This window comes from Paludibacter jiangxiensis, assembly GCF_001618385.1.
Taxonomy (GTDB): Bacteria; Bacteroidota; Bacteroidia; order Bacteroidales; family Paludibacteraceae; genus Microbacter; species Microbacter jiangxiensis.
On record NZ_BDCR01000001.1, the window covers coordinates 890,552 to 903,123 of the forward strand.

The 12,572-nt window shown below is 43.4% G+C and carries 9 protein-coding genes; 5 read left to right on the forward strand and 4 right to left on the reverse strand.

Going from position 1 to position 12,572, the window contains the following annotated elements; all coding sequences use genetic code 11:
• Positions 1-278 precede the first annotated feature (278 nt).
• From PJIAN_RS03450 to PJIAN_RS03470, 5 genes are all read left to right on the forward strand, one after another.
• Positions 279-899 (forward strand): type 1 glutamine amidotransferase family protein, encoded by a 621-nt coding sequence (locus tag PJIAN_RS03450; RefSeq protein WP_068702028.1) that lies wholly within the window; start codon positions 279-281, stop codon positions 897-899.
• 37 nt (positions 900-936) lie between these two features.
• On the forward strand, positions 937-1,860 hold the full coding sequence (locus PJIAN_RS03455; RefSeq protein WP_068702030.1) for a putative 2-dehydropantoate 2-reductase: 924 nt from the start codon (positions 937-939) through the stop codon (positions 1,858-1,860).
• Positions 1,861-2,005: 145 nt separating this feature from the next.
• Positions 2,006-4,756 carry a putative LPS assembly protein LptD gene (locus PJIAN_RS03460; RefSeq protein ID WP_068702032.1) on the forward strand — a complete coding sequence of 917 codons (2,751 nt, stop codon included), beginning with the start codon at positions 2,006-2,008 and terminating at the stop codon, positions 4,754-4,756.
• A gap of 52 nt (positions 4,757-4,808) precedes the next feature.
• Positions 4,809-5,102 carry a DciA family protein gene (locus PJIAN_RS03465; RefSeq protein WP_068702034.1) on the forward strand — a complete coding sequence of 98 codons (294 nt, stop codon included), beginning with the start codon at positions 4,809-4,811 and terminating at the stop codon, positions 5,100-5,102.
• 124 nt (positions 5,103-5,226) lie between these two features.
• Entirely contained in the window at positions 5,227-6,633 is a 1,407-nt protein-coding gene (locus tag PJIAN_RS03470; protein ID WP_068702036.1) for a CCA tRNA nucleotidyltransferase, read from the forward strand.
• Between the two features lie 179 nt (positions 6,634-6,812).
• Here PJIAN_RS03470 and PJIAN_RS03475 read toward each other — a convergent pair whose 3' ends face one another.
• The 4 genes from PJIAN_RS03475 to PJIAN_RS03490 all read right to left on the reverse strand — a co-directional run bounded on the left by PJIAN_RS03475 (position 6,813) and on the right by PJIAN_RS03490 (position 12,495).
• Complete coding sequence (locus tag PJIAN_RS03475) at positions 6,813-7,685, reverse strand: TraB/GumN family protein (protein ID WP_068702038.1); 873 nt, start codon at positions 7,683-7,685, stop codon at positions 6,813-6,815.
• Positions 7,686-8,228: 543 nt separating this feature from the next.
• Positions 8,229-9,632, reverse strand: a complete 1,404-nt coding sequence (locus PJIAN_RS03480) for a DUF4270 domain-containing protein (RefSeq protein WP_068702040.1) — start codon at positions 9,630-9,632, stop codon at positions 8,229-8,231.
• A 333-nt stretch (positions 9,633-9,965) separates the two neighbouring features.
• Positions 9,966-10,781: a glycogen/starch synthase gene (locus PJIAN_RS03485; RefSeq protein WP_068702042.1), complete on the reverse strand. Its 816-nt coding sequence runs from the start codon at positions 10,779-10,781 to the stop codon at positions 9,966-9,968.
• A gap of 109 nt (positions 10,782-10,890) precedes the next feature.
• A complete protein-coding gene (locus PJIAN_RS03490) occupies positions 10,891-12,495 on the reverse strand; it encodes an alkaline phosphatase family protein (RefSeq protein ID WP_068702044.1) in 1,605 nt (534 codons plus the stop codon).
• Positions 12,496-12,572: the final 77 nt, after the last annotated feature.

A 12,572-nucleotide genomic window follows, 5' to 3' on the forward strand; every position in this document is an offset into this window, starting at 1 on the left:
AGACTAGGATCGGCCTTGTCCGGTGAGCCAAAAAACAAGGGAGGCAAGCGTAAAATTGACCATTGTTTGAAGCTCCTGACGTAAGGAAGGAGCAAGTTTGGGCAATTTAGCTTGACGAGCGCCGGTTTTTTGAGCGAAGCGGGCATAGCCTTGACCTTTTTGCTTCCTTTTTGTGGCAAGACAAAAAGGAAGTCGGGGTCGCAGGGGCGGAAGCCCCTTATCTAATTTATAAATGCGGAACTCCTGCTTTGTCCTCCGTTAAACTTTACGTATATACGATGAACGCTTATCTTTACATATTTGATACCCTTTCCGATTGGGAAACCGGGTATATTACCGCCGAACTTAATACCGGAAGATTTTTCAAACAACCTGGAAATCCTGTGCGTGTTATCACAATTGCCAACACAAAAGACGCGGTAAAAACAATGGGGGGCATTACCATTTTGCCTGATCAGACGGTCGCAGAAACCACATTTACCGGCAACGATCTGCTGATTCTTCCCGGCGGCGAAACATGGCTGGAAGATATTCACCTGCCGATACTTTCTGTAGTAACCGAATTTTTGTCCAAAGGGATGATTGTCGGAGCTATTTGTGGGGCGACTTTTGCATTGGCAAAGGCCGGGATTCTTGATACGCGGAAACATACCAGCAATGATTTGAATTTCCTTCAACAGATATGTTCTGGTTACAAAGGAGCAGGACTATATCTCAATGAACCTGCGGTGACCGACGATAACGTGATTACAGCTCCCGGAACAGCTCCGCTGGAGTTTGCTAAGCATATTCTCAAACGTCTCGAGGTATTTAAGCCGGAGACTTTAGATGCCTGGTATTCATTGCATAAGCTCAAAGAGCCAAACTATTTTTATGCTTTGATGGCGTCTCTGCAATAGCAACTATTTTCTCAATCCTTTCAAAAAACAGAGTCGAATGTCATTGAAATATGCAGTAATTGGTAGCGGTGCATTGGGTGGTTTTTATGGCGGAAAACTGGCGCATTCAGGTAAGGATGTCCATTTTCTGTTTCACAGCGATTATGAATTTGTGTTGAACAATGGATTAAAGGTGGATTCGGTAAATGGCGATTTTCACCTTACCGGCATTAATGCCTACCAATCCACCGTCGACATGCCAAAGGCCGATGTGGTGCTTGTATGTCTTAAAACTACCAACAACCATCTTCTGAAATCGCTTTTGTCACCTATTCTTCATTCCGGAACCGTTATTGTATTGATACAAAATGGTTTGGGTGTTGAGCAGGATGTTGCCTCCGTTTTCCCGCAGCAACCTATTGTGGGTGGACTGGCATTTATCTGTTCGAACAAAATTGGCGATGGACATATTGCCCATCTTGATTACGGGAAGTTGAATCTGGGTGTATTTCAGGGTGATATTGATCCTGTTGTGGAGCAGATTAAGAACGATTTCACCGAAGCCGGAGTACCGGCAGAAGTGGCCTCAAACCTGATGCAGGCCCGCTGGCAGAAACTGGTCTGGAACATCCCTTACAACGGAATGACAGTCGTGCTGAACACCACTACCGATCGTTTGATGAGCGAGGCATCCACCCGTCAGCTTTCGTACGACCTGATGCTTGAGGTGATAAACGGAGCCCGGGCTTGTGGGGTAGAAGTTAAAGAGAGTTTTGCCGATAAGATGATGGAGCTCACCGACAGCATGACTCCTTATGCGCCAAGCATGAAGCTCGACTTTGACTTTAAGCGTCCGATGGAGATTGAATATATTTATTCACGTCCTGTAAAAGCGGCTATGGAAGCTGGTTACGCCATGAAGAAAGTAGCCATGCTTGAGTCGCAGCTTCGGTTTATTCAGGCCGGATTGTCTGAAATATAACCGGCGTATATTTCGTTTCAAAGTGCTCATAAATGGTAAATTATCCAAATATAGGAGCTTCTGTGAGTTGCTGCATGATAGCACTTTATCCCACCACTAAAAAATAGTATCTTTGCAAGATAATTTTTGCCGTCAAAACCGTCGCATGCTTCGAAATAAAGTATTAATAATAAGTGTATTACTTGGCTTTTTTCTGTTGTTGTTTGCTTCAGCTTCAGCAATAATTGCCCCTCCGCAGGACAATAAAAAGCTTTCAGGCGATACACTCCGCCGTGTACTTCCCGTCGATTCGTTATCGATGAAACCGAAAAAAAAGAAACAGCAAATAGATGACATCATCAACTATCAGGCCGAAGACTCTATCGTTTTTTATGGCAATGGTAACGGTTACATGTATGGGAAAGGGGATGTAAAATACCAGAAAATGTCCTTGCAGGGTGACTTTATCCGGATGAACATGGACAGCAGCCGCGTGTATGCTTCGGCGGTGAAAGATTCTACGGGCACTCTTGTCGGTAAGCCGGTATTTAAAGACGAAAGCAATGAGTTTACTTCCAACGAATTACTCTATAACTTCAACTCAAAGCGGGGACTGATCCACCATACGGTGACACAGCAGGGAGAAGGCTTTGTGGTGAGCGAAACTTCAAAAATAACGCCCGACAAAATGATCAACATGGTCAATGGTAAGTACACTACCTGCGAAGATCATGAACATCCTCACTTCTATCTTAAGATGACCAAGGCGAAAGTAAAGCCCAAGAGCTTTATTGTGGCGGGTCCGGCCTATCTTGTGTTGGAAGACGTTCCTTTGCCTATTGCATTACCTTTCGGTTATTTCCCGTTCAATGATAAATATTCTTCCGGTGTGATTATGCCGTCGTATGGCGATGATTTTACCCGTGGGTTCAACCTGCACAACGGTGGATATTATTTTGCCCTTAGCGATTATGCGGATCTTGCGCTTACCGGTGAAATATACACCAAAGGAACCTGGGCTCTTAATGGGGCAAGCTCATATGTAAAGCGGTACAAATATCGCGGGAATTTCAATTTCAGCTACCGAAATGATGTGTTCAGCGAAAAGGGGATGCCCGATTACAGTTCGTCAAACAGCATGAGTCTTCAGTGGTCACATAGTCAGGACAGCAAGTCGAACCCGTATTCCAAACTGTCGGGAAGTGTCAACTTCTCTACGACCAGCTTCAACCGCAACAACATCGATAACGTGTATAATGTATCGGTGATGTCACAGAATACAAAAACATCAAGCATCAACTTTACCAAGAGCTTTCCGGAAAACTCTTGGACAATTACTGCCAATGCCAACGTTACCCAGGTGACTTCGGATACCACCATCAACATGACCTTGCCAACGCTGAGCGTAGCATCCGGAACGTTATACCCATTTAAACGAAAAGTGGCGGTAGGTAAAGAACGATGGTATGAAAAGCTGGTGCTTAACTATACAGGTGACTTTTCCAATAGCATTCAGACGAAAGAATACAAGTTGCTAAAGTCATCGTTATCGCGCGACTGGCGAAACGGAGCCAAGCACAACATTTCCACGAATGCATCTTTCAGTCTGTTCAACTACATTACCATCACCCCGTCTTTCAATTATACCGAACGATGGTATATGAGGAAGATCAATCAGCGATGGGATGATGCCCGCAATGCAGTGGCGAGGGATACCACAACGGGTTTTTATCGTTCATACAATTTTAGTGGAAGCATCTCTGCTCAAACGACATTGTATGGATTTTATGTGCCGAGCCGTAAAATTTTTGGTGATAAGATCGATCGTATCCGCCACGTGTTTGTCCCTTCTTTCAGTTTCAGTTACAATCCTGATTTTAGTGATCCCATCTGGGGTTCATATTCCACTTACAGCAAATACGTTGCAGCAACAGCTTCTCATGCTGCTTATCAGGAAACAGTAAAATATTCGCCATTCGAATCCGAAATTTATGGCTATGCAGGTGCCGGAAAATCGGGCGCTATCGGGTATTCATTTACCAACAACATTGAAATGAAGGTAAAGCAAAAATCGGATACTACAGATCTGCCTGTGTATAAAGTGGTGAGCCTTATTGACAATTTCTCTGTCAGCGGATCGTACAACCTTGTGGCAGACTCGCTTCGATGGTCTTTGATCAATGCCAACCTTCGTATTAAGATGCCGTTTTCCAACAATTTTACGTTGAATGTCGGAGGAACATTCGATCCATACATGTATGGTCTGAATGCGAGCGGACAGCCGGTGCATGTGGATCGTTTGCGTTGGAATCATGGGAAATTGCCCCGTTTTATGGGAACCAGTTTCTCTCAGAGCTTCACGCTCAATAACGATACGTTTAAGAAAAAAACCGCTAAAGAAAAGGCAAAAGACAAAGAGAAGGAGGACAAGCTCAAACCTTTGACCGGGGCTGATTTACTGAACCCCGAACTGGTGCTGAAGCATAAACAAGACTCTATTGCTGAGCAGAAGAAGAATGAAAAGCGGGATTTAGATGCCGACGGATATGTAAAGCCAACTTTCAAATGGAGTGTTTCTGCCAACTATGGGGTGCAGTATGGGCAATCGACTTTTAACTATCAGAAGATGGACTACAACATGGGATTGACGCATAGCCTTAGTTTTAATGGCATGTTATCGCCAACCCCGAAATGGAATTGCAACTGGTCGGCTACCTATAGCTTCTCTGACAAAAAACTCACGCAGGTAAATCTTAGCATCACCCGCGACCTGCACTGCTGGTCGATGAGCGCTCAAATAGTACCGGTAGGTTACTACACCTCTTATTCGTTCAAGATTGCCGTTAAATCGTCGCTGCTGCAGGATTTGAAGTATGAAAAGCGGAGTAACTACGGCGAAAATGTAAAATGGGAATAATAGTACCATAGTTAAGATTTATAGGAACTGAAAATTTGAAATTAACGGGTACATGAAAAGACAAAATGCGCAAACCCTCGGAGAAGCGATAAAAGTATTCCTGGCCGAAAAGAAAGCCTTCAATCGCAAATTGCTTGAGAACCGTGTTGTCAGTTCATGGGGTGAAATTATGGGCTCAACGGTGGCATCTTATACTTCTAATGTAGAGATCCGTCGCCAAAAGCTTTATGTGACTCTTACATCGTCTGTACTTCGGCACAGCCTTTCAATGTCGAAAGACGAAATTGTAAAAAAAATAAACCGGGCTTTGGGAGATGATGTGGTAACCGAAGTGGTTTTTCGGTAATTGCCCAACCCTTCCCAAGGGGGAGGGGAACTGAATCTGCACCATTAGATTTACGTTTGTGCAACGTCTTCATGCCCGGAAACTTTGAACTTGAAACTTGAAACTTTGAACCTGAAATTAGTTCATGCAGGAATTTCTTCAACATAAAATATTTCAACTCATTTCGGAAGCTGCCGACGAAATGCAGTGCGAGTGCTACGTTATAGGCGGATACGTGCGCGACCTTTTCCTGAAACGCAATTCGAAAGACATCGATGTGGTGGTCGTTGGGAGCGGCATTGATCTTGCCCAGGCCGTTGCAAAGAAATGGGGCAAAGGCACCCATCTGAGTGTATTCAAAACCTTCGGTACGGCTCAGTTAAAGAAAGGGAGTGTGGAGGTGGAATTTGTGGGCGCCCGTCGGGAATCATACAACCACGATTCGCGGAAGCCGGTGGTGGAAGCCGGAACACTGGAAGACGACCAGCGTCGTCGTGATTTTACGGTCAATGCACTGGCTATTTCACTCAATAAAGATACACTTGGTAAACTGCTTGATCCGTTCGGTGGACTGGAAGATATGGAGAAGAAGATTCTCCGCACGCCGCTCGATCCCGATATTACCTTCAGCGACGATCCGTTGCGCATGATGCGTGCCATACGCTTTGCCACGCAATTGCAATTCAAAATTCATCCCGATACCTTCGATGCCATTGTCCGCAATCGTGAGCGCATTAAAATTATTTCTGCCGAACGCATTGCCGACGAGATGAACAAGATGATGGCGGCAAAACACCCGTCTGAAGGCTTCTTTTTACTCGATAAATCGGGTTTGCTGGAAATTATCTTTCCTGAATTATCGGCTCTGAAAGGGGTGGATGTACGCGGTGGTAAAGGACATAAAGATAATTTTGTTCACACACTGGCCGTCCTCGACAAACTGGCATCGCATTCGGACAACCTGTGGTTGCGTTGGGCAGCGCTGCTGCACGATATTGCCAAACCGGTTACCAAACGCTGGGATGACCAAACCGGCTGGACTTTCCACAATCATAATTTTATCGGTGAAAAAATGATTCCGTCCATCTTCAAACGGATGAAGCTGCCGATGAACGAGAAGATGCGTTTTGTCCAAAAGATGGTATCGCTACACATGCGCCCCATCGTGCTGAGCGAGGAAGGAGTAAGTGATTCGGCCATTCGCCGACTTTTGTTCGATGCCGGCGACGATATAGACCTGCTGATGCAGCTTTGCGAAGCCGATATTACCTCCAAAAATCAGGTGAAGGTGCGGACTCATTTGGAGAATTTTGCGCTCGTTCGTCAAAAACTTATCGACATAGAGAACAAAGATCGCATCCGCAACTGGCAACCTCCTATCGACGGAATCGAAATTATGAAGATATTCAACCTGTCGCAATGCCGTGAGGTTGGTCTACTGAAAAATGCTATCAAAGACGCCATTCTCGATGGCGAAATTCCCAACGAATACGATGCCGCCTACCGTTTCCTGATGGCCAAAGCCGTTGAACTGGGAATAATAAAACAATAGGATAAAGGAATCGATATACAGCACTTTACTTTTATTCTTTTGAAAATAAAAATTTCAGAGCGACATCCCGTCGCCCTGAAATCAAAAACTAAGATGTTTAAGCAAAGTATCGTTACCATAGGCGCAACGATATACGGTTATGGCCTTTCGACTGTATGATTGATGTGGGGCAAGATCACTTATAAGGTGACGGCTTCAATTGTATAGCCTGCTTTCTTGAGTTGTGCCACCAGTCCTTTATCACCTACGAGGTGTAGAAATCCTACAGCGATAAAACACGATTGGGATTTCATCAGTTCGGGTAGTTGGGTCATCCAGTTATTATTCCGGTTCTCTGCAAGGATTTTTTTTTCGTCAGGTGTCATGCTGTCGTCGGCCTTATCGAGAGCGTCAGCTTTTGCCATATCGCCTTTCTTGTAGGCATCTGTGATACTTAATTGCAGATCAATTCCCTTTTGCTTGTTTTTAATGTCGTACATCAGAATTTCAGCCTGACGTTTTAAGGGAAGACTGTTGAGAATAATGTCCATTTGCTGATCGAGAGTTTCCAGCCCTATCACCTTTTTATTGTTCTCTTTTGCTGCTTTCTGTAGTATGCCATCGATCGCCTCCGGCTGTTTGGTCATCCCGTATGCCTGCATAAAAATGAGCCCAGAATAAAGTGTTTCGAGCAGCATTGGCTTCATCATTCCCAATTGAGACAGACCAGCTCCCATCAACTGTTGAAATTCGGTATCGGCAAGCTGATAATCTTCGGGAGATAGCAGCTCTTTCATAGTGGTGCCGGTAAGCATTCCTGCTTGCAACATTTTCATCTGGACTGTAGCCGGGTCGGGAATTTCCATCTCACCCACCACAGCATCGGTTTGCTTGCTAAGGTCGATGATTTTGTCGATATTTTTTATCTGGTCTTTCTCTACCAGATGGTGAGTTCCAAAGAGGTAGCTAGGTTTGGCCAGTCCGTTGCCCGATATTTTCCATAACAGTTGAGCGTTGGCGCTAAAGGTAATTAAAATGGCGATAAATGCTGTGAAGAGGATCTTTTTGTTCATTGGTGTGGTTTTAGGTAAAACAATAATATGGTGTTGATCAGTAAGCAGAGTGTCAAAATTTCAGAGCAATATCCCGTCGCCATGAAGTTAAAGCGCTAATAATAAGCATAATGTGAATTATTTGCACTGGTTTGCGTTTATCTCTTTATCGGAATATTATGCTATTCCGACGTTTATTAATCTTTACTGGCTGTTTGAAAAGTATTTTATCCAAAAGCCGGGAATTAAAGTTTCGTCGGTTTTTACCAACAGGCTCTTCTGCTACTTTTCGATTTCGGTTAGTTAAAAGAATCAGGCAGCTTTGCTTAAGCTGCCGCTGATAAAGACGGTTTGTTTTGCAAATGTACTTATTCGTATTTATATATTGAGAATTCATTTGTGTTTGTATAATTATTTATATTATACAAATAAATGTTTTATCATTTAACGATCTTGGCGAGGATTTTGCCTCCGAAGAAGTTTTCATACGAACATGTTGGAGGCTTTAAAACAACAGAGGCTGTCTCATTGTGAGACAGCCTCTGTTATTCTTTCCGAACCCCGTCAGAATCCGTTATAGATTATATTAATTCGTAGAGGTGAATCGTAACTCTTATTATGGGTCTTTTTGTTTCTTATTTGCACCCCACTGAGCGTTGATTGTTGTTTAATAGACGTTATTGTGCTTGAACTGCTACTTGCTAAGGTGTATTCTATCGGTACCAATACCATCTCTTCAACTGCATCTGCCGGAATGACAGAATTTCCATAGTATTTATGCAGTTTGGCCGTGAGCATTGATGAAAGGTCGAAGGTATAGCAATGCTTTGTCGAGTTGTAGGTTGCTACCATTAAGGTATCACTGGAATAGTTGTAATTCTTCAGATAATTGAGCAGGTTTGCTTTGCGGGTCAGCAACAGTGTTGTCGGTGGTTTTAATGCATAAGGATTGATCGTATCCCTGTTGACAACTTCGACTGTCATTCCTGAATGATTGAAATTGACAACTTTACCCGCTAAATCGTAATTGCCATTTTTATCTTTATGGTTTTTAATCTTGTTGAAGATTCTTCCTACAGGTATATTCACCTGTGTATAGATACCGGCAGGAGAAGTAATGTAGGTGACCGAATCAGGTATGCTGGCAACGGTGCTGATAATGTCTTTATGCGATATAAGACCTATCTGACGTACATCTTTGCTGGCCGGGAAAATAAGACCAGACGTAAGTACGGTATCTTTATTGGACACAAATGCATGATATTTGTAGTACAAAGTCATGTACAGGTGGTGAATATTCCAGATAGAACCGTCGCCGTATTCGGAGCGGAGGTAAATACCTTTAAAGAAGTTCGCAAATGAACTCTGTGTATTAAAAGTGCCATCCTGAGCGGCCTGAAAGAATCGTTTGACTTCATCTGCCGAGAATTTATATTTCAGATGCGGTTGGTATGAGGTGGTGTCCGTTAAAGTGTCGGGCACTGCTACCGAAATACGCGAACCCAGAAGTTTGCTTTTTGAACAATATTTAGAAGCATCCTCAGTGGTGTAGTAGGTAGTGTTGTAATCGAGAGTTCCCTTGTCCATTTCGTAAGCCGAGATTTGTACCGGAGAATGTTTGCTTCCTTTCCAGGTATTGAATACAAGGGTTAACGACAAAGAATCTGCTACTGCTCCGGCAGGCAGCGAAAATTTGCTGGGAGCGGTAAACTGGGCAAGAATCTCACCCCGCGTTGTTCCGTACGTAGCGTTATAAAATTCTCCCAACAGAAGCGAGTCTGCCGAGCAACTTGCCGGTGAACTGTTCGCACCTGTTTTTATGCTGAATGAATTAACATAACATGTGTCAGTACCCAATACTATTCCATCTCCGGAGGGCTGAATAGAAGTCCCCAAATCATAATCCCCGGAACAGGAGGAGAACATCAAAATAGTAGCGGCACATACTACATTCAGGAAAAATTTCATACGATAATAATTGTTTTTTTAAGGTCGTATGGAACTCGCATGTCAGATTATCACTCTCGTTGGTGAATCTCTGTAATCATGCTTGTTTCATATGATAATAATTTTCTTGTTTAAGAACATATGGAACACCATGTTACAACAGCATCGCATTCTTGGATGTTTTTGAAAACATGATCGCTTCATATGACAATAATTTGTTAATCATTAAGGAATGAAAGAACACGTATCCGGTTTCTTTTGGAAGTGAAGAGATCAGTTGCCAAGCCGGCGTGTTTCATAAATGAAGAACTAAACAATTTATTGTTATCTGTCGTATTCTCTTGCCCGCTTTTATCACATTACTTTATCATACAAATCGGTGTACGCCTTAATATAGGTTTCCGCGGTTTGATGTGATAAAAACTTATCGGAGAATTTCTCAGAAGCATATTCTTTCACCTGGGCGTTTATAGTTTCGCTGCCTTCGATAGCGGCATCTGAAAAATCGAGAGCCAGTTTCGAAAGTGCAACAAAATCAACAGATTGATTCTTTATTGAAGTCAAATCCGAATCTTCCACACCGTCAAGGCGTAATATCGTATCGTATCCTTCTTTGAACGGAGTTTTGAAGTCGTCGTTATAAACAGAATAAACGATTTTTGAGTTGCGGAAGAAAGGATCGTCGTGATATGCTTTCTTGATGTAAAGAGGAACCAGAGCAGTCATCCAGCCATGACAGTGAATCACATCGGGAGTCCAGCGGAGTTTCTTTACTGTTTCCAAAACACCACGTGCAAAAAAGATAGTTCTTTCGTTGTTGTCTTCATATTCCACCCCATTCTCATCGGCCATGGTTTGACGGTGATGAAAATAGTCATCGTTGTCTATAAAATAAACCTGCATGCGGGCAGCCTGAATAGACGCTACCTTGATGATGAGAGGGTGATCGGTATCATCAATAATGAGATTCATACCTGAAAGTCGTTGTACTTCATGTAGTTGATTGCGGCGCTCGTTGATACAACCGAACTTTGGCATGAACGTGCGAATTTCCTTTCCTCCGTCCTGAACCGCCTGCGGTAATTGCCGACAGATGGTTGAGATTTCTGATTCAGGCAAGTAAGGAGTGATTTCTTGCGTGATAAACAATACTTTGGTAGCTTCGCCCATATTGATGAAATAAGTATATTAAGTCAAAAAAACAACGCAAAGGTAGATAAAAAAATTTGTTTTACCACACAAGTATTTCCCTAAGAATTTACATACAAAAGCGGGTTTTTCAATGTTTTACTTCATTTAACACAAGTATGAGATTTCGTCCGACACAGGCATTCGGACTGGGAATATGGAGTAAATTACTTACCGTTGGCGCAATGTCTGTGATGTTGGCAGAAGTAATGGTTTGTGAGTTAATTGAATAACCGAACAGGATGAACGGAACATAAGACTCTTTTCGGTTGCTCGCCGATATGATTTTCCCTGAAGCATCGGCTTCTACCCATCCCGGCATCAGTGAGAAAACTACATCTCCGGAGTGATTCTTATTATAAGAATTTTTCATTCGCGATTGTTCATCATATCCTTTACCGTCCGAATGAAGTATTTCCTGAGTCGTGAATGCTGTTTGTACTCCCTGTAGTTCCATCATAAAGTCAGCGCAATGTTGCTGGATGGCGTTCATCGAAATTCCTTTTTTCTCGATTGTTTTACGGTCAAGATAGATGTTTTTGTTGAAATAGCCGGTAACCCACTGATTCTGGCCATATACAGCCATGAGGTAAAGGTTGAGCAAGGCCATTGAACTTGACGGAACGAATGTGCCTCCGCTTATCTTGTAATTGGCCAGCGTATTTTGCGAGTGAATCTCGCCCTGACTACCGGTAACAACAAACAACGCATGGTTCAACCCGACGCTTTGATCAATCTTATCAATCAGTTCAGAGAGGTATTTATCCAGTCGCAGGTACATGTCTTCTTTTTCTGCCGAAAGCATTTCAAACGAATCATCGCCGTTTGTTTGAAGGGAAAACTGTAATCCGAGATAATCTGTTGTACCTCCTATTCCCATCTTTTCAGTGACAACTGCTTTGAGAGCAGCATCTTTTACAATCTGGTTGACAAAGGGTGTATGCTTGAAATGCTGCACACGTTCCGAAACGGACTTCCCGGTGTTGAAATAGACAAAACCCCTTGCAGCATCCTTTCTTTTGGGTGGAAACAGGTAGGTATTGATAGGATATAAAGGGAACCAGTCTTCCAGTATTGTCGTTTCAAGCGAATGATCCACGTTCATCTGATCCGCCCAGCGAGGCAAGCCCAATGGGTAAAAGGAGGTAGTGGCAAAATGACCTGAGTTGTTGTCAATCCACACTGCTCCGTCGGCTGCATGGCCGGCAAGCATGATGGCTTCATGACTGTTGATCCCGATGGAGAAAACTCTGGATTTTCCCCCGCTGTTCATCTTCAACTCGTCTGATACGGTAGAAGCCAGCAACGGTTTCGGAGACAGTGTTTCGGTTGTACCAATTCCGGCTGCTGAAGGATCTTTCAGGCTTAGTTCCAGTTTATCTGATGCCCGATCATAATACTGATTACCGGTAATGCCGTGATAAAACGGAGGTGTGCCGCAAACCAGAGAGGCATAGTCGCTTGCGGCTCCGCACGAAAGAATCGGATAATACGTATGCCGGCAAACTGCGCCCTGACTGTAAAGGCGGCGAAAGCCTCCTTTGTCGAAAAGATTCCAGAGGGTGGTCAGGTGTTCCGGCTGAAGTCCATCAATTACAATATTGACTACCAAACGAGGGCGTTCGGGTTCGTTTGCAGCATACACTGAACCTGTCAGGCCGATAAAAAATGCTACATACAGGCAAAACGATTTCATGCGTTTATTTTTACATTAAAGTCACATGGAATTGCATGATTGGGGAATAATTATTTCGATTGCTTATTCCCCAATTA